A 23,875-nucleotide genomic window follows, 5' to 3' on the forward strand; every position below is an offset into this window, starting at 1 on the left:
GCTAGTATACATGATAAACTATTTTTTTCAAAATATAAGAGACAATAATATTTATTTTAATTATCATTTAATTCGTTTTCAAGACTAAATAATCTGAGTTTGTTTTATCACGCCACAATATAGATTATAATAGTGTCATCATTTAGTTAGATAGGTATGGTGATAAATTGAAAGCAGTTGGAGTTGTTGTTGAATATAACCCTTTTCATAATGGACATCTTTATCATTTACGAGAGTCGAAGAAGTTATCAAATGCAGATGTAACAATTGCCGTTATGAGCGGCTATTTTCTCCAAAGAGGTGAACCTGCTTTCGTATCTAAGTGGGCTCGTACGAAAATGGCTTTGGATTCAGGTATCGATTTAGTTGTAGAACTACCCTATGCTTTCGCAACACAAAAAGCAGAAACCTTTGCTAATGGTGCTGTTTCGATTTTAGAAGCATTAGGGTGTAACTATTTATGTTTCGGCAGTGAGGATGGTACAATCGATTCTTTCATCAATGCTGCAAATTTGGTACTAAAAGAAAATGAACGATATGATGAACTGATTAAACAATACATACAAACGGGAGTAAATTATCCTACTGCAATAACTAGGGCTTTTCAGAACTTGATTAAAAATGACAAAGTAGTTGACTTATCTCAACCAAACAACATATTAGGCTATCATTATGTAAAGGCAATGTTAATTCAAAAAACGAAAATGAAGCCGCTCACGATAGTAAGGACGGCAGCTGGCTATCATGAAGAGAATTTCGTTTCTCCGTCAATTGCGAGTGCTACAAGTATCAGAAAAGCGATTCTTACAAATAGTCACGATATTAGTCGTTATGTACCAGTTGAAACAAAACGAGTTTTAGATGAGTATTTTCATGCGAATCAGCTTTATCACCATTGGGAACATTACTTCGATTATTTAAAATATGCATTGATGACGATGAGTGGAGACGAATTAAGGACGGTTTATGAAATGGAGGAAGGATTAGAGCATAGATTAAGCAAATTTATCCGAACCTCACATTCCTTTCAAGAATTCATGGAAAATGTAAAGACAAAAAGATATACATGGACAAGATTACAACGTCTATGTTTACACATTTTAACGAGGACAACAAAACAGAATATGGAAAACATGACTCCACTTGAAAAATCACCTTATATTCGTTTACTAGGGATGTCTTTAAAAGGTCAAGAATATTTGCGGACGATTAAAAAACAGCTAGACATCCCACTTATCTCAAAAGTTTCCGATGGCTTGCATCCAATTTTGGACCTCGATTTAAAAGCAGCAACTATTTTTCATATGATTTTTTCCGAACCACTTCGTTCTGAGTTGTTAAAGAGAGAATATAACACACCACCAATTAGGGGGTAGTGACCATTCCCTTATCCGTGCACGTATTTATTGCTAGCTCAATGCTGATAGCTTTTTGTGTTTCTGTTTCTTATCAGTCACCTATACAGACCTCGATGTAGATATAGTGGTGAGTATTCTTAACAAACTCACCACTATATTTACAAATAATTATTTTGCATTCTTTTTTTGCTGCAAACTAGTTAAATATTTTACTGCATCATCAAAAGAACTAACAGGTACAACCTTCATTTTTGTGTTTATTTTTTTCGCTACCTTTATCGCTTCCTGATAATTTGATGATGAATTACTCTCTTCATGTGGAGCAAAAAATATTTCAATTCCTTCCTTGTCTGCTGCAACAATTTTTTGAGATATCCCTCCTATCGGTCCAATTTTGCCATCTGCCGATATCGTACCAGTACCTGCAATCTTATATCCTTTTGTAATATCTTCTTTAATTAATTGATTATAAATTTCTAGAGCCATCATTAAACCTGCTGAGGGACCGCCAATTTCTTCAGTGTTTATCTTTATGTCAGGTTTAACGAGCAATTCTTTATCAGGGAGCAAGGAAATACCAATTCCGATTTTTGAAGGGTCGTTTGGAAAAGCCGCTAATTTTAACGTCACTTGTTTTTGCTTGCCTTCTCTTTCGTAGTGTATCTCTACCTCATTTCCTAATTCTTTATTTTCTATATACTGCATAAATTCTTCGACTGATTGAAATTCAAAATTATCAATTTTAATTATTCGGTCTCCTACTTTTAACTTACCATCTGCAGGCATATTTTCAGATATTGCATTCACATATATACCATTAAATAAGGCAGATATTTTTTTATTCGCCTTCTTATATGCAATTGAAATAGCAGACTCTTTTGAATTCTCCATTGATGTTAATTGTCTTTTATAGTAATCATCGTCAGTCTCATTTTTATTTTTCATTTCTGTTATTGGTAAGATATAATGGTATTCTTTAAGAAGTGCCCATAAATAAGTTATTGGATTGGCTCTCCCGATACGAACCGTTGTTAATGAAAAGCTCCCTACCTCCTGGTACCCTGTCTCCACTTCTATAATAGGACCGAGTTCAAACGCCATTCCAGGTTTTGTAACGTAATAAGGAAGCTTTATAAAACTTAGAATTATTACTAGTGCGAGTACTACTATAGTTGTGCGTAAAGCAATCTTACTCCTCATGCTGTGACCCCTTCCAGTTCGCTATCATTGTATGTACTTTTCCTAATTGCTTATAAGCCTCCTGTTCCCCAATTTCGATAATCTCTTTAATATTTGTAAATGCCCGGGAACTAAACTGCTCCACATGTGGTCTTATCATAATGTCTGACGCTATTTCTCGATGATGCACAAGTTCATCCTGCATAATATCGAGACTTTGTAAAATAACATCGAAAATTGACGTTATCTCTTCATTTTTCTTTACATGTGAAACATCCACAGCGATGACAATATCAGCCCCCATCTCTTTTACAACAGATACAGGAACTCTGTCAATGACACCTCCGTCAACTAAAAGTCTACCATTAATTTTTTCTGGTACAAAAATACCTGGAATGGCAATGCTAGCTCTTACTGCATCCGCTACAAGACCACTGTTAAATATCACCTTTTTCCCTTCATACAAATCGGTAGCAACGACTGATACTGGTATATTTAATTGTTCGAACGTCTTATTATGAGTAAACAGTTGGATTAACTCCTTTACACGATTACCTGCTATAAAACCCATTTTTGGTACTGTAAAATCCAAGAAATATTTTCGCTTGAATGCGAGGGCAAATTGATACATCCTCTCGATACTTAAACCAGAGGCATAAAAACTACCAATTAGCGCCCCCATACTACTCCCTGCTATATAATCAATCGGTATATTTTCTTCATGAAATACTTTTAAAATACCTAAATGAGCAAACCCTCTTGCGCCACCTGAACCGAGCGCTAGTCCAATTTTTGGATAAGTCAAGAAAATCCCCCTTATCATCTAATATCTTATGACAAAACGTAACTATTTACATATATTCTAATTATTCAAGGCATTAGAAATGAAAAAAATTTATATACTTCAATCTTATGGTCTAAAATGTCCACCTATTCTCGTATATTAAATTAATGGTTAGTACAACCCTCATGATTAGATTAAACCTCACAAACAGTATACATACATAGGAGGCATCACATTTTGAGTCTTTCAAAACTTAAAACAATATTCATCGCCTTATTTATTAGTGGACTGACGATCGCTATTATAGTTAATCCAAAGGAAGCTTTAGAAGCCTCACTTAGAGGGTTAGATATTTGGTGGAAAGTCGTATTTCCATCGTTACTACCTTTTTTTATCGTTTCTGAATTGCTCATCGGATTCGGTATTGTAAAATTTATCGGCGTCCTCTTGGAGCCTCTTATGCGCCCGATATTTAAAGTGCCTGGTGTCGGTGGATTTATATGGGCAATGGGAATGGCTTCAGGAAACCCTGCTGGAGCTAAGCTAACTGCACGAATGAGGCAGGAAAAACAGCTTTCAAAAATCCAAGCCGAAAGACTTGTATCTTTTACAAGTTCTTCCAACCCCCTTTTCATTTTCGGAGCTGTTGCGGTTGGTTTTTTTCAAGATCCTGCCCTAGGAATTCTCCTAGCTGCTGCTCATTATTTAGGAAATATATGTGTTGGTCTAACAATGAGGTTTTATGGAGGTACTGATGATGAGTTAAAAGCTGAAAACAAAAAAAGTCTTCCTTCATTTAAAGTTGCATTCAAAGAATTACATTCGACCCGCATAAACGATAAAAGACCACTTGGAAAAATGCTTGGAGATGCAGTAATTTCTTCTATTCAAACATTATTAATGATTGGCGGGTTTATTATTTTGTTTTCGGTATTTAATAAGATTTTAGCCATCATCCATATAACAGCTATTTTTGCTGCTTTAATCTCTGGAGGATTAGCCTTATTACAAATTAGCACAGATTTAAGTATTCCGCTTATAACAGGGATATTTGAAATTACATTAGGAAACCAATTAGCTAGTGAGACTACTGCAGATTTAATCGATAAAGTCATAATTGCCAGCTTTATTCTTGCATTTGGCGGATTGTCGATACAAGCTCAAGTCGCAAGTATTTTAGCAGATACCGATATTAGATTCAGGCCATTTTTTATTGCAAGGATATTCCAAGGTGTCTATTCAGCTATCCTAGCATTACTATTATTTAAACCTTTATACTTAAATCTAAAAGAGGAACAGCCAACTTCATTTCCCGTCTTTACTATGGGGTATAACCCGGAATGGTTTACACAATATTGGACCCCCATAGTTCAATACGGCCCAATCATAACCATTTGTTCATTATTATTATACGTATACTTATATAGTAAACGTCATTTGGGCAACCGATTATTATAAGGCTAACTGACTTCTTCGTAGTTTTTACTATATTCTTTTGGAGTGTCCTAATTAATAGTTACTCCTCACTTAAAGGTGAATGTTTTCATAATCACTTAGAAACGTGCCGACCGCCACAATACTTTGGAAACAAAAAGACGACTTCATTCATTTGTTGAATGACAGTCGTCTTTTTTCGTCTTCCATTAGTATGGCAAGCTATTTTATTGTCTATATAAGCTATTGGAGGTATGTTTCAGACCCTTTCTCCTTCTCTACAAGCAAGGTTATCGCCTTATTTTCTTATTTATAGTGGGACCTATATGTTCTCAATAAACTTCTTATTTAGTGCCTTTTCTACTGCTTCAGGGACGAGCTCTGAAATATCTCCCTTATATTTTGCGATTTCTTTAACAATACTAGAACTCAAAAATGAATATTGATTGTTTGTCATCATAAAAAAAGTTTCAATTTTATCATCAAGTACCCGATTCATTGAAGTAATCTGCATTTCATATTCAAAATCAGACACAGCTCGTAAGCCTCTTAAAATTGCTTTAGCTTTCTTTTCATTAGCATAATCAATTAATAACCCCTGATACGTTTCAACAACCACATTTGGGATATCATTTGTCACCTCTTGAATGAGGTTACAGCGTTCCTTAACAGTGAAAAGAGGTTGCTTAGATGAATTATTCAATACGCAGACATAGATCGTATCAAAAACTTTTGAACCTCTTTTTATAATATCTAGATGCCCGTATGTAATTGGGTCAAAACTGCCGGGGCATACTGCAATATTCTCCATTATTGTTCCTCCTCTTCGATCCGACTGTTTCCATAAACAGTAACCGAACTCATTCCATATGTTTCATGTTTTATTTGAGTGTACTTACCAATAGCAGGAGGTAACGTAATACTTGCATCATGTTCAGTTACAATATAGCCATTTTCTTTTAATAATTGATTTTCGTTCATTAAAGATATAAGCGCTTTCAACTTTTGTTGCTTATACGGTGGATCAAGAAAAATTAAATCAAACTGAAGCTCACGTTTAATTATCGCCTTCAAAGCCCTTTCCGCATCATTTCGGTACACCTCTGAAAAATCTTTCGCCTGGCAAATCTCTAAATTCTTATGTATCGTTTGTATAGCTTTCATTTCGCGGTCTACAAAAATACTAAGCTCAATACCACGACTTATTGCTTCAATTCCTAAGCCACCGCTACCTGCAAATAAGTCTAAACTAATTCCACCATCGAAATAAGGACCGACCATATTAAAGATTGCTTCCTTCACTTTATCTGTTGTTGGTCTCGTTGTAACACCTGGAACTGCTTTTAATTGTCTACCTTTAAATTTCCCTGATACTACTCTCATCATTTCACCACTACTTTAAATTTGTAGATATAGTTTATAGATAACTCATGCACATATTACTTTCGAATAAACCTTATTCCTTCACCATTAAACAAAGTTCATTTAATAACGATAATGAAACTTTATAATTAAAAGTTCTGTTAAACTAAAGACCAATAGAAAAGGTACACTCTATCCTACCATAGCAATTAGTCTGGAGACAATATTTGATGATTTAGATAAGTTGTAAAAATTTATGATTATATGTATACAGATGTATGATTTGGTGATAATGATAGTAACAACATCGATTCGTTGATGTTGTTGCCAACCGCGGAGAAGACTTACGTTTCCCCATAAGTTCTTCCTCCGGTTTCTCCTCTCCCTTTGCCTTCAACCTTTTAATTTCTAAAAGGTTATGAAGGACCCTACAGGTTTCTGTAGGGATTTTTTTTATTTAATTATCGTTTCCGATTGATCACTACAGAGTACTCTCCACGTGTAGGTGGCAAGCCTCAAATGTACAGCTGCACGAGAAAGTAAAACTTCAAGTCATCGACGATTCTTCAAAGGCGATCATTAAAAAAATTCATTTATCTCATTCTGTTCCTCTCGAGATTGTATGTCAATTGACAAGCAACCCTCCGCTTTTCAAACTCCCTGGCTTATGCCTCTACATGTGATACTCATTAGCTCCATCACCCAAAATAAGTTTAAGAGCCCATATTATATAGTAATCACTTCACATGTACATTTCTAACCTATGGCATACTCTTTCAAATGAACGAAAGGTGAAACTATTCAAAACCTTTACAATGAATAAACATCAAAGATTAATTGTGATTTACAAGGTGGAGCTATATTGTATATCATAAATAGGGATTAAATTATTAGGGGGAATTAGATGATTCAACGATTTATTGAATTAGGTGAAGGTTATTCAGATATATATGAACTTATTGAGACAGCAAAATCAAATCACCATCGTGTTTCAAATTTACTGGCTCTACATACTACTGTTAAAGATAAACCTTTAACATCATTAGTAGTTGCAATGTCTCCAACTAATACAGGAAACTTTCAGGCTTTGTATATTTGTAGAGAAGGGATACCAAATCCACATATCACTCAAAATAAGCGCTACGATTTATTTAAAGAATTAAGTACATATTTAAATAAGGATATTATAGAGATGGATGTAAAGCCTTCTACTATTTTTAAAGAGAAGGAGCTTTATTTTCATTATCTTATCGGTATTTTACGTCTTAATCACTTAATTCCACCACTACAATAATAAAAAAAGGCTGCTTTCGCAAACATAGTTGCTTATTACTTAGTTGTCGTTTTGGTTTCCACTATAACCAACCATTGATAAAGTCTATGCGAAAAGCAACAATCTTTAAAAAAAGAGCCTAAAAAAACGAGAGTGACTTAGTTAACGTGGAGATTCTTCTAAAAATATATAGGCTGCATAATTGTCCTTATGTAAAAACTATACATTGTACTTTTAGAGGTTATACTCTTTCGTTATGAGTCACCCTCAAACAGTTTAGGGAAACTATATGTTATCAAGACATCAGTAATCACACTTACAGTCCAATTTTATAGTCATACTCTTTAGCCTTATCGACCTTTGTCTCAAATTCCTGTTTTAGAAAAGGTTTATATGAAGGTTCAGCATGTTTAACAAAGGAATATGAAGTTAGCTTCTGTATTGTTTGTTCGACGGCTTCCATATTACAATACAAAACGACGTATTTAAGACGCTTTGAAACATAATGAATATTCCCAAATTTCCTTAACATCTTTACTTGCTTTAAAGAATGAAGCCAGATTACAACCCCTTGACGCTTTTCATACATATATATTCTCCTTGTAAAAATATAATAATCAACATATCGATGGTTTCGTTTACTAAAATATGAAATTAGTTCGATTTCATTTATACTAATTTTAGTCTAGCAAATATATGATTTTGTCACAATATATACTTAATTAAAATGGATATGAGTAGCACTACTTATGTTATGGTAATCAAAAGAAAAAAACGAGTCAAAGACCCGTTTTTTATGAAGCACAACCGCAGCTGCCACCCGAACCACAACCTCCACCACAGCTTGATCCAGATTCAAAAAATGGATTTCCTGTAGGGACCTTTATATATTTTGAAACAGCTTGCCCTACTTGAATACTAATTTCATCAAGTAAGCCTTGAAGTTCAGTTTCTGCCACTTTAAAATTAGCAACACTTTCGTTAAGGTCTAACTCCCTTTTTATATCTCGCATTTCTTTTGATATTTTACGATAGTCAGGATGATATTTACCAAAGCGTTGGACATCTTCGTAAAGTTCCTTAACTTTTGAAAATTGTTTAATTAAGTTCTGAGCATTCTTATCATTCTTTAATATATGATAATGACGACGATATTCTTCAGCTAATTCAGATTGGAGAACTAACTTAGCTAAATTTTCCGCCTCATCGAGTAATTGTATACTTTCAATTGTTGCAAACATAGAGTTCTGCACCTCCATCATTTATTTTACCATGGATAGAGGTAAATGAAAAATTAGTACACTTATTTGGTTATATTAACATCGAATGATTCCTTTAAATGATATGTTGTAGAATCGTTATGAAACACCTCAACTGTTAGTACATGTTTGCCTATTGGTAAATTTTTCACCACAAATGCTGCTGTATCGATTTCGTCGATTAACTTTCCATCGACATAAACTGCTAAATACCCTTCACCGTTTTTCTTCTGTCCCCCCTTTTCTTTAAAACTGAAATTTGGAATGTAAGATTCAACAAAGACATCTTGATTACGAATATGAAAGTTTAGCTTTAATTCAGATTTTATATTTTGCTGAGAAACTTGAATGACTTCTTCTGAATTTATATCGGTGACATGTAGTGGCTGAACTTCTAGAATATCCGCTTTTGGTCGGTCTTTAGCACAGGCTGTTAATACTAAACATACAATGACGATTATCATGTTTAACGGCTTCATAAGATTCCTCCTTATATGTAATTTACCTTACACATTTATTAGTAACTTTTTTCTATTGTTAACAAATACATAGTAAAACATGAAAAAAAGGCTTAAAAAAAACGACTATTTGAAAAAGTCGTTTTAATCTTGGTTCTTCATCGCATGAAACATTCCTAGCATCATTTGTGCCATTTGGATAGAATTAGATAATTGACCAACTCGATGTGGAATCGTCTTTTGGTAATAATTCATCATGTTAATTTGGAAAGCATCAAGTTCGTTTGGGTTTCTTGACAATTTCCGATACCATTGTGGTTGTTCCCTAATAAATTGCTGCCGCTCGCTGTTTCCTTGCAAATATTCCTGTACGTCTTTTCTCATTTAGTCCATCCTCCTTGTAAAGTACTATTAGGATTTGTTAATCTTTACGAAAGGAAAATGGTTGATGATTTCCACCTGACTGGTGTTGTTTAGGTCCTTTTGTCCCGCCAAATTGATTAAATAAATCTTGTATTGTTGCCAATGTGGAACTTACATTTGTAATATGATGATTCACTTCGTTCATATCCATCTTTTTTATTGCAGAAACCATTTGCGTCATAAAGTCTTTTTTCTGCTCCTCTGTTTCTGTTTCCTGTTCCTCTTTGTATGGTTTCCAGATAACGTCATTCTCACCTAACAAGTACCAATCTTCATATACATCTTGCCATTTTTTATTTCCCTTTCTTACTTCTTGAATTAACTTAGGATGTTTCCTTACAAATTCCTTAAATTTGTCGACCGATGAATTTGATTTTTTTGTTGACATAGACTTCACCTCATTGTTACATTTGCCTACAATATTGTATCAATGTGGTTTATTTATTGTTCGCCCATTTTCTAAAACATCCTGAGAATGTATTAAGAAATATTATGATTTGCCATCTCAAAATGATAACGAAAAAAGTCAGCCCTCAAACACTGTATAGATATATCTATACCTGCGTAATCGGTCTGACTTTTAACTTACTCACTTAAAGAAAATGGTTTCCAGATTTTTATAAAATTTTGTGTATAATATAACCCATCTACTCCAACACCTAGATGAGTGAATTCTTCGTTTAATAAAGTGTCACGATGTCCTTTACTATTTAACCAACCTTCAGAGGCAGCAATTGCATCCACATATTGTGCAGCGATATTTTCTCCTGCCATTTCATATTTAATATCCAGTTCTGAAAGTCGGTCTACTAATGTTTTACCATCAGGTGTTTCATGAGAAAAATAATTTTTCAGTCTCATATCTTCACTATGACGAAACGCAACTTTAGACGTATCTTCATCCCACTCGACTTTCGGTACATTATGTCTAGTTCTCAGCATATTTGTAATTGATAATATTTGCTTTTCGGCTCCGACTTCAATGTTACTCCACTTATCCTCATTTATTTCTTTTGGTTCGATTAACTCACCACGGTATGTAACCTCATAAGAACGTTGCTTAATAAATGTTTCAGCATCCATGATGCGTACACTTGATAAGATGCCGTCAAATTTATCAATGTACAACTGAACGTATAACTCACCGATTTTCACTGTCGGTCGTGTATTCATGTCTTCTTCTGAAAATTCAAAGCGATACGAGTTCCCACTATATTCCATTGATAAATTTGGTGTAACTGTTACAGTCTTAAAGACGTCTTGTACTGATTGTCCAATTTTTAAAGGCTTAGCATTTATTTCAGGACCAATTCCATACACAGTTACAACTTTTTGATTTAGTATACCAATTTGTATATATTGCTGGTCAGAAATATGATAAATCCACCAATCATAGTCATAGGCAGAAGGATCAATACGGTCTGGTTCTCCTAATATTGCATTAATTTCTTCAGAGGATTTATGCATAAAGGACAATAATCCTTCTTCAGGTAGCTTATCATTAGCTTTTTCATCTGAATTTTCATCACTTTCTAATTCTTCATTAGAAATTTTAACATCTTCCTCCTCATGCTGTTCTGAAGGCGTATATTGACCAAAATAGATAAATAATGTATAACTGATAAAGATAATTATAAAAATAACAATTGTACGTAAAATAATTCGTATGATGATCCCCTCCTTCAGTACTAATTTCTCTATCATTATATGAAAACAATCGATTGATATTCTAGTTAATTGTTTCAATTAGTAGTATTACTATTATTCCCATACAACGTAGGTCATAAACGTATCAACTTTGATTAATCATCTCGTAATTATAATCATAATTATAGTATATCATTTTGTCTTCATAGAGTTAGACTATTTCTTAAGTTGTATTTCAATCTTTCTACTTAGCCATTACTTGCTTTACTATTTTTACGATGTCCAGTAATGTCACAGTCTCCAGTACTCCCAACGGAAACTTTACTTCTGCTTCAACCTTAATAGATACAAAACTGCTCCTGGCTACTCTTCGTAAACAATATTTCTTTATTCGACTATTTGTAGTGTTCATATTTAAGTATAGACGAATAAATAGTCGATATTAATCATACACAACATTTGATTCATTGAACAAATAATAAGCAACAGACTTATAAAAAAGATGACAATCTACTCTAATAAATTATGGCTCTTTTCTAAAGGATTTTTGCTTTTTGCATTGACTTTATCAAGGGTTGGTTGGAGCTGATTGCGAGACTCCTGCGGGATGAGTGGGAGCCTTGACAGTTTCGTTCATATCAGGAGGCTCACCGCTCACCCGCTATTGCTGAGTACTGCAAGAGGAAACCAATTCAAAACGACAACTAAGTAAAAAGCAACAATGTTTGCGAAAACAGCCTAAATTTTAAAAAATAATCTCAGAATTATAACTAAGCATTGCAAGTTCATTGTATTCATACTATTATTAAAATTGGAGATTTTTCAAATCATCAAATGATTTAGCAACTACATACTTTTTAACCATGATTCTTTATTAATTATTTATCATTCCACTATACTATTAAAGTGAAAAGGCTTTAGGAGGGACTTTGTATGAGGATAGAAAACACAGGACTTGAAGGAGTTACGATAGATTTAGAACTATTAGATGATATAGCTGAAAATATCGGCCTCGTCCGTGCAGGTCAATGGGATTATGAACGTGTTACATATGACCGTAAGATAGAATTCAAAGGAGATATCTTTTATTTGCGTGTCCAAGGATATGCAATTGAAGGTGAAGTAGATGGTAAACATGCTGTTATAAAATTAATTACACCATTACTTGGAAAACATTACTATCCACATGGCGTAGAGTATGGTGAAGGTGAACATTTTCCTAACACTGTTTTAAATACGAGTAAAAAATTATTAAACGATTTATCAGAAGCGATAAAAAATCTTAATAGCTCACAATGATTATTTATCGATTGGTATAACTCACACTTGTTAATTAAAAACTTTATTAAATAAATTTATTTAAGATTAAAAGCAAAGGGTTTCCTTTGCTTTTTTTATGCAAGTTAGTCATCAATTGTATTTGGACGAGATTAAAAGATATTCTACACTAAAGGGCCTAGAATAAAATTTTATAATTATTATCAGAAGTAGTCTGCATGGGTTACTCTATTTATGCTGAGAAGTAATGTAGCTACCCCATTGACATCGATTTAAGTTTTTTCGCACAGCTAATAATAGCAATTGCCTCAATCTAAATCAACATTCTTCTTTTAAACCGAGCCTATTGAAAAAATATTTCAAATAATGATGTTTTTCTTATAATTCTTATGTAATTCGTACTATAATGTAAGAAGAGAATTATTCTGTACATTTTATGAGAGAGGGGCAACACCATTTTGACCGCATTTCTAAACAAAAGAACATTGATGATTATTTTAACTATTTTATTAGTAAGTGCCATCATATTTCTTATCTTACCAATATCTATTCCTTTAATCATTGCTTTTATTACAGCCCTTTTTCTTGAGCCATTAACACGAGTATTACAACAAAAAGGAAAATTAAAAAGGAATTTCTCAGTATTAATCGTTTTCTTAATTTTTCTTATAATTATAAGTGTAAGTGGATATTTTTTAACAACAAAAGTTGTTGGTGAAGTAGTACAACTTGCACAAAATGCACCTTCATATATAAATGATATTGCAAAAGTATGGGAAGGTTTAGAAGATGATTTCTCAACAACTGTACAGGATTTACCACCCGAAGTAGTTCAAGAAATTACGAATCAAATAACAAATTTCCTCCAAAAGTCGAGGACAGAATTAGCAGGTTACTTAAATATTGAAAATGTCAAAACTTTGTTTACAAACATTCCAAATGTTTTAGTTAATTTAATTGTTTATTTAATAGCTTTATTCCTGTTTATGCTCGAATTGCCTAAACTAAAAACAAAGGCTTATTCTTATTTAACTGATAAAACAGCTGAAAAGGTTTCATTCATGTTATCGCGCTTATCCTTTGTTGTCTTAGGCTTTATTAAAGCTCAATTTTTAGTCAGTATACTTATTTTTATTGTCACATTTATTGGTTTGTTGTTTATAACACCAGAGTTAGCCCTAATCATGTCGTTAATTATCTGGATAATTGATGTTATCCCGCTTATCGGTTCAATAATAATTATGGGACCTTGGACGTTATACCACCTTATTACTGGTGATATGGCACTCGCAGCACAACTTGGAGTTTTAACAGTCATCCTATTAGTTATTAGAAGAACTGTAGAACCTAAGGTTATGGGTTCACATATTGGATTATCTCCGTTAGCCACACTTATCTCAATGTACTTAGGATTAAAATTATTCGGTATTTTAGGCTTCTTTATCGGTCCAATGATATTAATTATTTATAATTCAGCACGGGAAGCAGGAATTATTAAATTTAAATTTAAAATATAAGCAGTTTCGAACTGTTAAATGTTAAAGGTGATAATAAAGAAGATGAAGATGCTTCTCACCCAATCGAAAACAATAGCTACAAATCTTCAAATGAGCTGTACATGTACATTCATTAATCATGAAATCTTAAAAAAACTAATATTGCAATTAAAAACGAGGTGGATTAAATTCACCTCGCTTTTTTGATCAATTTAGATATACAGACTTTGTCATATATCCTTCTACCACGATTTCAGAAGGTCAGCTACTAATTGATTAATCCCCCTTACTAATTTCCCAAATTAACACTTTCCCTTCCTTTTTTTTGCACACTAACCCCAGTCTCGTATAGAGTGCAATGATGTCATGTTGTTTTTCATCACATTCCATCAATACTTTATTAACCTTTTTTTGATATGTTAACCAATCTATAAATGCATCAATTGCTTCGTATGCTATTGTTTCATCGAGGTCTTGATTTGTATGATATGATAACTGTACAGACTCGTCTATAGATGGCCGACCTTGTAAAACAATATCACCAATTATTTTCTTATCTTCGTAATAAATAATTAACCATAAACCACATTCATACTCTTTTTCTATCGTTTCCTCCAAGTTTTCAATATAAAATGGTAGAAAACTTTTAATGTACGGAGATGGCCAATTATGCGGGAATTCTATTGGTGATCGTTGATTTAATTCTGTACGATGGAAAATCAACGACTTAGCAATATCTAAAGAGCATGGAATAATCATTAACCTATTTGTAAGAATTTCAATCAACAGATTCTCTCCCCTCTTTGATCATAATCATAAAAGAGACCCGAATGAACCATTAAAAGTCACATCTAGTTCATCGTGTAAATCGTAATATTGATAAAACTAAGTGGAACAAGAAAAGATATGAACGAGAGAGTAATTTTTTAATGCTTTAACATGTATCCTAATCATCAATTGAAAGCTATATTGACAACAAAAAAGGTGGTATAGAACATCATATTCTATACCACCTTATAATTATGTTAAAAAGCATAAGAACGATTATATAATCGTAATAAAACATAAAGTCTAAAAAATTTAATTCGTTTCATTTTTATTACTTAACAGGTTCCGGATTGTAATCTTCTTTAAATACAATTTCATCTTTTTGACGTTCCTTATTTGCCCATTGGAAGAAGACATAGGCTAAAATTGATCCGTAGACAATTTCCTGGATAATCTTCATCAATACTCCACCGAGCTGTTGATCATCAATAAGCGGTAAAATGTTAAACATATCAGGTCCTGTTAATGTTAAACCAGATAGCATATCTGCTGGTACACATAATTGTAATGCATTAATCCATGCCTGCGGCTCTGAATATGTCAAATAGAGCGGTTCTGGTGCAAAAATAATTAAAGCACACGCTGGTGTTAAAAGAACTCCATCGGCAAAAATATATCCGATTTTTTTAATACCTGTTAGCGTTCTCCACTCAGGAATTGTATTTAAAAGTGGCAACCACATCATTAAAGCCGCAATAAAAATTAACGATGTCATGCAAGCATGGTAAAATGCGTTTGTTTTTACAAAGTCAAACACTAAGGGCACATGGTATACCGAAAATAAACCATTAAAGACTATTAGCGCTAGAATCGGTTTCGTAAAGAATTTAATCATTGGATAAATAAATGGTCTTTCAATAATTGCTTTCCATAACCAGTTTGGAATCCCCAGTATAAGTAAAGGTGGAACAACTAAATATAAAATTGCCATTTGGGTCATATGCGCACTAAACATGATATGACCTAATAAATCAACAGGACTTCCTTTACTGATATACAACGAAATAATACCTGAAATAAAGAGTAATTTTTGTTTAGTTGAGACAGGGGTACTATTGTTAAATTTATGACGCCACGGTCCTATGATTACAAAATACCCGATTAGTATTAAAACCATAATCGACAAATAATAAGGACTCCATAGTGCACGAAATCCAAATATATCAAAACCCATTCTTTATTGCTCCTTTCAAATGCTAATCCTACCAATTAATTATACACATCAGTCAGTCTTGTATCAATGAACGTTCAGTGAAATAGAGTTAGGGATTATATATAGTTTTTTCAACACGAACTTATATGTACTAGTATATTTTCTATGCAAGATTATCAACCATCGTATTTAGGCTGTTAACATTCAAATTGTATAGAAAAGAGCAATCAGCATAATTGCCAATTGCTCTTTTTGTTTTTACCACCAAATAATTGTCATAAAAGCCAATACAGTTAGCACTGCTACGAACACACCTGAAAACAGGAATAATGCAGATGCTTCATGTCCTTTATGTTTCATATGCATAAAGTAGTAAAGTTGAAAAATTACTTGAATAACTGCAAGCGTAAGGATGAAAGGAACTTTGAACCATTCACCAATTCCGTCATATCCAACAGCTATAAAAGCAACGATTGTTAAAAAGATCATCATCGAAAATGTAACAACTTGTTGCTTCATTTCCTCTGCATTTCTTTTCTTACGGTAAATTAAATCTACTTTAGGGTTTGTTGAATTATGATTATTTGCCATCACTTTATCCCACCATTCCCATTAAGTATACGACTGTAAAAATGAATACCCAAACAACGTCAATGAAGTGCCAATAAAGACTTGCAGTATAATACTTAGGAGCATTATAAAGGCTAAGACCACGTCTTGCATTACGAACAATTAACGTAACAATCCAGCATAAACCGAAAGTGACGTGTAAGCCATGTGTTCCTACTAACGTATAGAAAGATGAACCTAGCGCACTTCCTGTGATTGTAAAGTGATATTCATGAACATAATGAGTGAACTCATAAATTTCCAATATTAAAAATGCTAACCCTAAAAGGACTGTTATGATTAACCATAATTGCATTTTTGCAAAATTGAAATTTTTCATATGGTACATTGCATATACACTCGTTAAGCTTGATGTTAATAATAGCATCGTTGCCGCAAAAACAAGTGGTAAATCAAATATTTCTTGGGTAGTAGGTCCACCTGCCGCAGAATCTTTCAAAGCTAGGAAGGTAGCAAAGAGACTAGCAAAAAGAACTGTCTCTCCACCTAAAAATAACCAAAACCCTAAGAATTTATTTTTACCTTCTAATGTTGCCTTTTCTGGAGAGGCAGGAAAGTTTTCTGCAGTTAATTTTTCTTCAACATGTGCCATTATGCTTTCCCTCCTTTTCCATCGTTAAGCAAATCTTCCTTATGGATATGGTATCCATGGTCATCGAGAATTGAGCGGAAGAACATTGCACCGAATGTAATGACAAATCCGAGAATTAAAACAGCTAAGCCCCAACTGTAATCTTCGCGATATAAGAACCCAAAAGATGCAATAAATAGACCTAAAGAAATAATAAACGGTAAAATAGAACCGTTTGGCATATGAATATCACTTAACGGCTCAGCCGGTGTGATTTCTTTATTTCCCGCCATTTTCTCAACCCATAATGGATCTAAACCACGTACAAGTGGTGTCTGTTTAAAGTTGTATTCTGGTGGTGGTGACGGAATTGCCCATTCAAGCGTACGTCCATCTCCCCACGGATCGTTTCCAACTCTTTCTCCCTTAATTGACGTTTGGATAACGTTAATTAATAAAACAATTGTTGCTACCGCCATGAAGAATGCACCAACTGAACTTACTAAGTTCGCTGCTTCCCACCCTTGATTTGGTAAGAATGTGAATACACGACGCGGCATTCCCCAAAGACCTACAAAGTGTTGGATAAAGAATGTTAAGTGGAATCCGATAAAGAATAATACAAATGTAATTTTACTTAACGTTTCATTTAACATTTTACCAAACATTTTTGGCCACCAATAAGTTGTACCTGCAAAAATTGCGAAGACAACTCCACCAACGATTACATAGTGGAAGTGAGCAACAACAAAGTATGTATCATGGAATTGATAGTCAGCTGGAGCAGCTGCTAGCATGACACCTGTTACTCCACCCATTACAAATGAAGGGATAAATGCCACAGACCATAGCATTGGTGATGTGAATTTAATTGACCCACCCCAAATTGTAAAGAGCCAGTTAAAGATTTTGATACCAGTTGGAACCGCAATTGCCATTGTCGCTACTGCAAAAATAGCATTCGCAATCGGTCCTAAACCTGTTGTAAACATATGGTGAGCCCATACCATGAATCCTAAAAAGCCAATTAATACTGTTGCAAACACCATTGATGAATATCCAAATAATCGTTTTTTAGCAAACACCGGTAAAATCTCGGAGAAAATACCGAATGCCGGTAAGATTAGAATATAAACCTCTGGATGTCCAAAAATCCAAAATAAGTGCTCATAAATGACTGTATTTCCACCTAATGCTGCTTTAAAAAATGCAGTTCCGAAAAGGCGGTCTAACATAAGTAATGCTAAACCTACTGTAAGTGCAGGGAAAGCAAATAAGATTAATGCAGATGCTACGAATGTTGTCCAAGTAAACAATGGCATCCGCATATATGTCATGCCCGGTGCACGCATATTAATAATGGTTACTAAAAAGTTAATACCTGCAATAAGTGTTCCTAATCCAGATACCTGTAAACCTAATAAATAGAAATCAATCCCATGTCCAGGCGAGTCAATTGCTAACGATGCATAAGATGTCCACCCTGCATCAGGTGCTCCACCTAAAAACCAACTAAGATTAAGGAAAATCCCTCCGAAGAAAAATAACCAAAAACCTAAAGAGTTTAGGAACGGGAACGCAACGTCACGTGCCCCAATTTGTAAAGGTACAACTGCATTCATCAATGCAAATAATAATGGCATAGCCGCTAGGAATATCATTGTTGTACCGTGCATTGTTAAGATTTCATTATATGTTCCAGCTGCAACAAAATCGTTGTTAGGTATTGCTAACTGGATTCGTATCATTAACGCTTCTAATCCACCTAGAAGGAAAAAGAAACCACCGGTTATCAGGTAAAGGATGGCAATCTTTTTATGGTCTACTGTTGTTAAGTAATCCCATATAACTGCACCTACCCCTTTTTTCTGAGTTAACGTGCTCACAGTGTTACCTCCCTTATCATTGTCATCCAAAAATTAATTATTCGATACTTTTAACCCCATTAAATATTCTGTAAGTGCATCCAATTCTTGGTCATTCAGCTTAGGATACGTATTTGTCATTTTATTTCCTGGTTTATATTTTTCAGGGTCTTTCAACCAGTTTTTAAGACTTTCTTCGTTATGATCCATGAAGCCAGCTATTTTTGACCGTTCTCCGAAATTAGCCAAGCTTGGTGCTGTTCTTGCTGCAGAAGGTCTTTCGTCCTTAGGAGTAACTGCGTGACAAGAAATACATCCTTTTTCTTCAAAAAGTTGTTCACCTTGTTGAGCTAAGTCAGTTGTTGCAGATGGTTCAGTATTTTGCATATCTGCAATCCACTTATCGAACTCTTCACGAGAAACTGCTTTTACCTTAAAGTCCATTAAAGCATGTGATGGTCCACAAAGCTCAGCACACTTACCATAAAAGTACTCTCCAGCTTGGTCAGCTCGTTTTGAGTCGAATTTTAACCACATTTTGTTAAGGTTTTCACCTGTCGCATAATTACCTTCTACATTTGTATCCATTTTCCCCCCGATTGAAGGAATCCAAAACGAGTGTTTTACTTCATTTTGTTTTGATGCCAAATTAAAGTATACTTTTTCATCAGTTGGAACGATTAATTCCTGACTTGTAACAACCCCATAGTCAGGATATTCAAATTCCCACCAATAAAGATTAGCTGTAACATTCACAACAATCTCTTCGTCTGGATTTCGGTTTTCGTCTGCCATTGCATCAACTTCTCCAAGTTTGAAAGTTGCAGAAATAACCGGAACTGTCAGGATAATTAATAAAAGAATAGGAATAACTGTCCAAATAATTTCTAGCTTATGATTCCCTTCTACTTGAACAGGAATGTTGTTTTCTTCACCTTTGCGTCGACGGAATTTTACGACAACATAAATGAAGATGACCGTTACGACTGCAATGACTACAACCATGATTAGTGTACTTAACACCATTAGGTCATATTGCATATCCGCTACCTCACCAGCAGGTTGAAGCGTGGAAAGAAACGGTTCACCACAGCCGGCTAGAACAAGCGTCAATGCCGTAAATAAAGATAATAGACGCCATTTTGTCAGCCTTTTTCTCATAGCTAAATCAAACCCCTCTTTCAATAATTTATAATTCCTATTAGATTAATCAGGAACTTATTTATAAATAAATTCTTTTATAAGAAAGAATTCCAACGATACTGCGGAGTTTTCCGCCCAAAAATTTGTAATTAATTTTAAATTTCACTATTTCAAAAACAGAAAAATAGAATCAATCTGGTAGAACAGAATGTATGTAATGAACGTACATAATTCTTATAAGAAGAACTGATATGTAAATTGTAGGCGGTTCCACCATATAAATGATAGCGAAACTAATTAAAAACAGTCCTGTTGATATTAAATCATACTTCTTAGGTAATTTGTGAACAAATCATGAAGAATTTATGTCTAAATTGTGAAAATGACCTTTTATCACCATATCATTTTATCATAAAATAGAAACATTCTTTAACCGTTTTCAAAAGTTTTCCCATTATTATCTTTTATAACACATACCTCATATATTTCTAACAAAGTGTAAAAGATATTTCAACCTTTTTTAGAATTTTTTAATAAATGTTTTTTACTTAGTGGATGTCGTAATCATTGGTACTGTTTACTTAGTTATCGTAGAGGACTACTTATGCGCTAAATAGGCAAAATGCATCTATCTTACTTCGAGATAAAAACATTAATCCACTATGATTCTATTTATCTCAATCAATTCCGATTTCTAATATATTCTGCAATCTACACATTTCAACTCTCAGCGTTTTGCTCACATGTATAATACCTCCTAGCAAACATCTCGAGACCAGCAACCATCATACTCGAACAAGCGTATTTCATTATTAATTGCCTATAAAAAAATCATTTATGCGTTATTCAGTCGTTTATAAAGCGATAATATATCTTATAATTTTGTGAACTTTTAAGCTATTTCATTGTCTTTTTCCCTTACATTGTGTAGTATACGATGAGTATTTACTATTTAAAATTGTTATCATGAACGAGATAAAGAAGGTGAAGTTAATTTGCAACGTTCTTTAAAATGGTTTGCCGTATTTACGACTGTTATTATGCTATTTGTCTTAATTGGCGGTGCCTTAGTAACAAAAACAGATTCCGGTGCAGGGTGCGGAGACTCTTGGCCACTATGTCATGGTGAACTAATTCCAAGTAATATTACATTTGAATTAGTTATTGAACTTAGCCATCGTCTTGTAAGTGGACTTGCCGGTATTGTCGTAACGATTTTATCAGTATGGTCATGGATAAAAATAGGCCATATTAGAGAAACAAAATTTCTCGCAATTCTATCTTTCGTGTTCCTAGTATTACAAGCACTTATTGGTGCAGCTGCTGTAGTATGGGGACAATCTGATGCAGTGTTAGCTTTACACTTTGGAATTTCATTAATATCGTTTGCTTCTGTTCTATTACTTACGTTGTTAATTTTCGAAGTTGACAAAAAGTTCGATTCGCAATCGGTTGTCATTGATAAACAAATGAAGTTTCATATGATCGGGATAGCGGTCTATACGTATCTTGTTGTTTACACTGGTGCATATGTACGTCATAAAGGAGCTAGCCTAGCTTGTCCTGATTGGCCTTTATGCAGCCCCCGTGCAGGTGGATTACCAACTACATTACATGAATGGATCCAAATGGGACATCGTGCTGCAGCAGGGTTAATCTTTATATGGATTGCCTATGCTACATGGTATGCGATAAAACATCACAGTAATCAGAAAGTCTTGTATTGGGGCTGGTTACTTGCTTTTCTATTAATTATGTTACAAGCTTTATCAGGCGCTATCGTTGTATTTACTAATTTAAATCTATATATGGCACTTGCACACGCGTTAATCATTGCTTGTTTATTCGGGCTATTGAGTTATTTCTTACTATTAGTAAGCAGAAGTAAGAATTGAATCTAATCAAAAAAGGACTATCCTAAGTTGGATAAGTCCTTTTTTGATCGCCACCGTTTATACAATTTCATATCTTTAAGTTGTTGATTGTCTAACTTGTTTTTCCTTTACAATGGAGACGGTTTTAGTATTTTTTTCGCTCGGTTTTTGGTATGTTTCACGATAATTTGTAAACATCGAGACATTAACAAGTAGTCCCATCGATATCAATAATAGAAGCAATGACGAGCCACCATAACTAATAAACGGAAGTGGCACCCCTGTAATCGGAATCAACCCAGTTAATCCCCCTAAATTTATTAAGGACTGTATCGCAATCATGCTTGATATACCAACAGCTAACAAAGTTCCAAATGGATCCTGGCATTTTCTCGCAACTGAAAAACCTTTTAATATAATAAAACTTAAAAGCACGAGAACAAACACAACCCCAAATATTCCTAGCTCCTCAGCTATAATTGCCATGATAAAATCTGTATGTGATTCAGGAAGATAGCCATACTTTTGAACACTTTGTCCTAACCCTAAACCCTTTAAACCACCTGAGCCTATCGCATAGAATGAGTTTACAAGCTGGTAACCATCACCCTGTATATCACCAAAAGGATCTGCTACACCTTTAAAACGGCTAAGTTGTTCTCCACTAAAGATATTTTTTCCACTAATAAATAAAAATACGACCATCATTAAACCAAAAGTAACAACTAGCGATACTAATTTTAGAATTGTTTTCAGTCCCATGCCAGAGCATAAAATCATACATACTGCAATGCTGCTAATGATAAATGCTGTACCAAAATCCGGTTGTATCAATACAAAAAAGCAGATGAAACCAGTAAAAATCAATGGCGGTAAAACACCTTTACCAAACTGATCAATATAATTTTGTTTTTTATCGTATACGGCTGCAAGATAAAGGATTACACTTAATTTCACTAGTTCACCAGGCTGTAAATTTAGGGCACCAAGATTTAGCCAACTCTTCGCGTTCCCTGCAACATGTCCCACAAAAAATAAGGAAACTAGCAGCATGATTGAGCCAAGTACAATCATTTTAATTATTGTGCTATTTAGGAAAGCACGGTATGGAAATATCATCATAATGATAAAGGCAACTCCGCCTACAAACAGGGCCAGCCTCTGTCGTTGAAAGAAATGGTCAGGTTCTAGTCCCCACCTAGCAACAGCTGCAATCATGCTAGAACTATATACCATCACAAGACCAAAAGCACAAAGTAGTATTATTGCTAATATTAATGAATAATCATATGACCTGATAATTCGCTTTACCATATTATCTCTTCCTTATCATACATGGTGTTTATCGTGTGTTGATTTCATTTTACTATAATCTTCGCTTTTAAAATGTCAAAATCCTTTAAAACATAAAGAAAAATAAAAAAACCCAAACTTACGAACAGTTAGTTTGAGTTTCATTCATTATTTGCCTGTAAATGCTTCGTGTAATGCAGACAACTCACGTTCAAGCGTGTCTAACAATTCCTTTCCCTCATGTTCCCCAACTAAGCCTAATCTAACAGCAAAATCTATTTCTCTAGATAAACCAAACATTTGAGTATCTAAAACCTCTTCATAAAGAGGACATTGAGGCATTGTTAAATTGTCCATTTGGACTTTTATCAATTTCATGATTTTATCAGCATCAGCTTTTAGTATTGACAATGCTTTCTCACGATGATTAATAGCAATTTCAGACGCCAAATGAATCCCTCCGTTTCCGAGCGATTACCCTATTCTTATTTATTAATATTATATCCTAATCATTGAAATTGCAAGGACAATCATTTTTAATCTCTAATTATTAGACTCCTTTTCCTA

25 protein-coding genes are annotated in these 23,875 nt (G+C 34.0%); 6 read left to right on the forward strand and 19 right to left on the reverse strand.

Annotation, left to right across the window (positions count from 1 at the left end; translation table 11 throughout):
- Positions 1–167 precede the first annotated feature (167 nt).
- Positions 168–1,376 (forward strand): nucleotidyltransferase, encoded by a 1,209-nt coding sequence (locus tag J2S19_RS12025; protein ID WP_307341947.1) that lies wholly within the window; start codon positions 168–170, stop codon positions 1,374–1,376.
- Positions 1,377–1,526: 150 nt separating this feature from the next.
- Here J2S19_RS12025 and J2S19_RS12030 read toward each other — a convergent pair whose 3' ends face one another.
- Positions 1,527–2,558: a SepM family pheromone-processing serine protease gene (locus J2S19_RS12030; RefSeq protein WP_307341950.1), complete on the reverse strand. Its 1,032-nt coding sequence runs from the start codon at positions 2,556–2,558 to the stop codon at positions 1,527–1,529.
- Positions 2,548–3,360: a patatin-like phospholipase family protein gene (locus J2S19_RS12035; protein ID WP_307341953.1), complete on the reverse strand. Its 813-nt coding sequence runs from the start codon at positions 3,358–3,360 to the stop codon at positions 2,548–2,550. Before J2S19_RS12035 ends, J2S19_RS12030 begins: the two co-directional genes overlap by 11 nt.
- A 198-nt stretch (positions 3,361–3,558) precedes the next feature.
- On the opposite strand from J2S19_RS12035, the gene spoVV reads away from it, so the two are divergent.
- Positions 3,559–4,779: a dipicolinic acid transporter SpoVV gene (spoVV, locus tag J2S19_RS12040; protein WP_307341956.1), complete on the forward strand. Its 1,221-nt coding sequence runs from the start codon at positions 3,559–3,561 to the stop codon at positions 4,777–4,779.
- 298 nt (positions 4,780–5,077) lie between these two features.
- Here the strand turns inward: spoVV and coaD are convergent, their stop codons facing one another.
- From coaD to J2S19_RS12055, 3 genes are all read right to left on the reverse strand, one after another.
- Positions 5,078–5,566: a pantetheine-phosphate adenylyltransferase gene (gene coaD / locus J2S19_RS12045; protein ID WP_307341959.1), complete on the reverse strand. Its 489-nt coding sequence runs from the start codon at positions 5,564–5,566 to the stop codon at positions 5,078–5,080.
- A complete protein-coding gene (gene rsmD / locus J2S19_RS12050) occupies positions 5,566–6,138 on the reverse strand; it encodes a 16S rRNA (guanine(966)-N(2))-methyltransferase RsmD (RefSeq protein WP_307341962.1) in 573 nt (190 codons plus the stop codon). The genes coaD and rsmD overlap by 1 nt, the downstream gene beginning before the upstream one ends.
- A gap of 214 nt (positions 6,139–6,352) precedes the next feature.
- Positions 6,353–6,475: a hypothetical protein gene (locus J2S19_RS12055; RefSeq protein ID WP_307341965.1), complete on the reverse strand. Its 123-nt coding sequence runs from the start codon at positions 6,473–6,475 to the stop codon at positions 6,353–6,355.
- A gap of 546 nt (positions 6,476–7,021) precedes the next feature.
- Between J2S19_RS12055 and J2S19_RS12060 the strand changes: the two genes are divergently transcribed.
- Positions 7,022–7,411, forward strand: a complete 390-nt coding sequence (locus tag J2S19_RS12060; protein ID WP_307341968.1) for a DUF7147 family protein — start codon at positions 7,022–7,024, stop codon at positions 7,409–7,411.
- Between the two features lie 295 nt (positions 7,412–7,706).
- Here J2S19_RS12060 and J2S19_RS12065 read toward each other — a convergent pair whose 3' ends face one another.
- The 6 genes from J2S19_RS12065 to J2S19_RS12090 all read right to left on the reverse strand — a co-directional run bounded on the left by J2S19_RS12065 (position 7,707) and on the right by J2S19_RS12090 (position 11,198).
- Positions 7,707–7,979, reverse strand: a complete 273-nt coding sequence (locus J2S19_RS12065) for a YlbG family protein (RefSeq protein ID WP_307341970.1) — start codon at positions 7,977–7,979, stop codon at positions 7,707–7,709.
- 205 nt (positions 7,980–8,184) lie between these two features.
- Entirely contained in the window at positions 8,185–8,631 is a 447-nt protein-coding gene (locus J2S19_RS12070; RefSeq protein ID WP_307341973.1) for a YlbF/YmcA family competence regulator, read from the reverse strand.
- A gap of 62 nt (positions 8,632–8,693) precedes the next feature.
- Positions 8,694–9,128: a hypothetical protein gene (locus J2S19_RS12075; protein WP_307341976.1), complete on the reverse strand. Its 435-nt coding sequence runs from the start codon at positions 9,126–9,128 to the stop codon at positions 8,694–8,696.
- 123 nt (positions 9,129–9,251) lie between these two features.
- Positions 9,252–9,491, reverse strand: a complete 240-nt coding sequence (locus J2S19_RS12080; protein ID WP_307341979.1) for a YlbE-like family protein — start codon at positions 9,489–9,491, stop codon at positions 9,252–9,254.
- Positions 9,492–9,528: 37 nt separating this feature from the next.
- Positions 9,529–9,918, reverse strand: coding sequence for a YlbD family protein (locus J2S19_RS12085; protein WP_307341982.1), 390 nt, complete (start codon positions 9,916–9,918; stop codon positions 9,529–9,531).
- A gap of 197 nt (positions 9,919–10,115) precedes the next feature.
- On the reverse strand, positions 10,116–11,198 hold the full coding sequence (locus J2S19_RS12090) for a CAP domain-containing protein (RefSeq protein ID WP_307342199.1): 1,083 nt from the start codon (positions 11,196–11,198) through the stop codon (positions 10,116–10,118).
- 912 nt (positions 11,199–12,110) lie between these two features.
- Between J2S19_RS12090 and J2S19_RS12095 the strand changes: the two genes are divergently transcribed.
- Complete coding sequence (locus tag J2S19_RS12095; protein WP_307341986.1) at positions 12,111–12,476, forward strand: YugN family protein; 366 nt, start codon at positions 12,111–12,113, stop codon at positions 12,474–12,476.
- 437 nt (positions 12,477–12,913) lie between these two features.
- Positions 12,914–13,972: a sporulation integral membrane protein YtvI gene (gene ytvI / locus J2S19_RS12100; protein ID WP_307341990.1), complete on the forward strand. Its 1,059-nt coding sequence runs from the start codon at positions 12,914–12,916 to the stop codon at positions 13,970–13,972.
- 255 nt (positions 13,973–14,227) lie between these two features.
- Here ytvI and J2S19_RS12105 read toward each other — a convergent pair whose 3' ends face one another.
- From J2S19_RS12105 to coxB, 6 genes are all read right to left on the reverse strand, one after another.
- Complete coding sequence (locus J2S19_RS12105) at positions 14,228–14,737, reverse strand: GNAT family N-acetyltransferase (protein ID WP_307341993.1); 510 nt, start codon at positions 14,735–14,737, stop codon at positions 14,228–14,230.
- 313 nt (positions 14,738–15,050) lie between these two features.
- A complete protein-coding gene (gene ctaG / locus J2S19_RS12110) occupies positions 15,051–15,953 on the reverse strand; it encodes a cytochrome c oxidase assembly factor CtaG (protein WP_307341996.1) in 903 nt (300 codons plus the stop codon).
- A 237-nt stretch (positions 15,954–16,190) separates the two neighbouring features.
- A complete protein-coding gene (ctaF, locus tag J2S19_RS12115; RefSeq protein WP_307341999.1) occupies positions 16,191–16,523 on the reverse strand; it encodes a cytochrome c oxidase subunit IVB in 333 nt (110 codons plus the stop codon).
- A 4-nt stretch (positions 16,524–16,527) separates the two neighbouring features.
- The gene (ctaE, locus tag J2S19_RS12120; protein WP_307342002.1) at positions 16,528–17,154 is read right to left on the reverse strand and encodes a cytochrome c oxidase subunit III; all 627 of its coding nucleotides are present in this window, start codon (positions 17,152–17,154) and stop codon (positions 16,528–16,530) included.
- Entirely contained in the window at positions 17,154–19,019 is a 1,866-nt protein-coding gene (gene ctaD / locus J2S19_RS12125; RefSeq protein ID WP_307342005.1) for a cytochrome c oxidase subunit I, read from the reverse strand. The genes ctaE and ctaD overlap by 1 nt, the downstream gene beginning before the upstream one ends.
- A gap of 33 nt (positions 19,020–19,052) precedes the next feature.
- Complete coding sequence (gene coxB, locus J2S19_RS12130; protein WP_307342008.1) at positions 19,053–20,159, reverse strand: cytochrome c oxidase subunit II; 1,107 nt, start codon at positions 20,157–20,159, stop codon at positions 19,053–19,055.
- Positions 20,160–21,136: 977 nt separating this feature from the next.
- Here coxB and J2S19_RS12135 point away from each other — a divergent pair.
- Positions 21,137–22,036 carry a COX15/CtaA family protein gene (locus J2S19_RS12135; protein ID WP_307342011.1) on the forward strand — a complete coding sequence of 300 codons (900 nt, stop codon included), beginning with the start codon at positions 21,137–21,139 and terminating at the stop codon, positions 22,034–22,036.
- 75 nt (positions 22,037–22,111) lie between these two features.
- Here the strand turns inward: J2S19_RS12135 and J2S19_RS12140 are convergent, their stop codons facing one another.
- Entirely contained in the window at positions 22,112–23,329 is a 1,218-nt protein-coding gene (locus J2S19_RS12140) for an FtsW/RodA/SpoVE family cell cycle protein (RefSeq protein ID WP_307342014.1), read from the reverse strand.
- Positions 23,330–23,476: 147 nt separating this feature from the next.
- Entirely contained in the window at positions 23,477–23,758 is a 282-nt protein-coding gene (locus J2S19_RS12145) for an Fpa/YlaN family protein (RefSeq protein WP_307342018.1), read from the reverse strand.
- Between the last annotated feature and the right edge of the window lie 117 nt (positions 23,759–23,875).

Origin of the sequence: Metabacillus malikii (assembly GCF_030813355.1) — a bacterium.
GTDB classification, from domain to species: Bacteria; Bacillota; Bacilli; order Bacillales; family Bacillaceae; genus Metabacillus; species Metabacillus malikii.

Excerpts from the sequence above, each read along its gene's own strand:
- J2S19_RS12030 (WP_307341950.1), bottom strand. The coding sequence starts at position 2,558 with ATGAGGAGTAAGATTGCTTTACGCACAACTATAGTAGTACTCGCACTA.
- J2S19_RS12035 (WP_307341953.1), bottom strand. The coding sequence starts at position 3,360 with ATGATAAGGGGGATTTTCTTGACTTATCCAAAAATTGGACTAGCGCTC.
- coaD (WP_307341959.1), bottom strand. The coding sequence starts at position 5,566 with ATGGAGAATATTGCAGTATGCCCCGGCAGTTTTGACCCAATTACATAC.
- rsmD (WP_307341962.1), bottom strand. The coding sequence starts at position 6,138 with ATGAGAGTAGTATCAGGGAAATTTAAAGGTAGACAATTAAAAGCAGTT.
- J2S19_RS12055 (WP_307341965.1), bottom strand. The coding sequence starts at position 6,475 with ATGGGGAAACGTAAGTCTTCTCCGCGGTTGGCAACAACATCAACGAAT.
- J2S19_RS12060 (WP_307341968.1), top strand. The coding sequence starts at position 7,022 with ATGATTCAACGATTTATTGAATTAGGTGAAGGTTATTCAGATATATAT.
- J2S19_RS12065 (WP_307341970.1), bottom strand. The coding sequence starts at position 7,979 with ATGTATGAAAAGCGTCAAGGGGTTGTAATCTGGCTTCATTCTTTAAAG.
- J2S19_RS12070 (WP_307341973.1), bottom strand. The coding sequence starts at position 8,631 with ATGTTTGCAACAATTGAAAGTATACAATTACTCGATGAGGCGGAAAAT.
- J2S19_RS12075 (WP_307341976.1), bottom strand. The coding sequence starts at position 9,128 with ATGAAGCCGTTAAACATGATAATCGTCATTGTATGTTTAGTATTAACA.
- J2S19_RS12080 (WP_307341979.1), bottom strand. The coding sequence starts at position 9,491 with ATGAGAAAAGACGTACAGGAATATTTGCAAGGAAACAGCGAGCGGCAG.
- J2S19_RS12085 (WP_307341982.1), bottom strand. The coding sequence starts at position 9,918 with ATGTCAACAAAAAAATCAAATTCATCGGTCGACAAATTTAAGGAATTT.
- J2S19_RS12095 (WP_307341986.1), top strand. The coding sequence starts at position 12,111 with ATGAGGATAGAAAACACAGGACTTGAAGGAGTTACGATAGATTTAGAA.
- ctaG (WP_307341996.1), bottom strand. The coding sequence starts at position 15,953 with ATGGGTTTTGATATATTTGGATTTCGTGCACTATGGAGTCCTTATTAT.
- ctaF (WP_307341999.1), bottom strand. The coding sequence starts at position 16,523 with ATGGCAAATAATCATAATTCAACAAACCCTAAAGTAGATTTAATTTAC.
- ctaE (WP_307342002.1), bottom strand. The coding sequence starts at position 17,154 with ATGGCACATGTTGAAGAAAAATTAACTGCAGAAAACTTTCCTGCCTCT.
- coxB (WP_307342008.1), bottom strand. The coding sequence starts at position 20,159 with ATGAGAAAAAGGCTGACAAAATGGCGTCTATTATCTTTATTTACGGCA.
- J2S19_RS12140 (WP_307342014.1), bottom strand. The coding sequence starts at position 23,329 with ATGGTAAAGCGAATTATCAGGTCATATGATTATTCATTAATATTAGCA.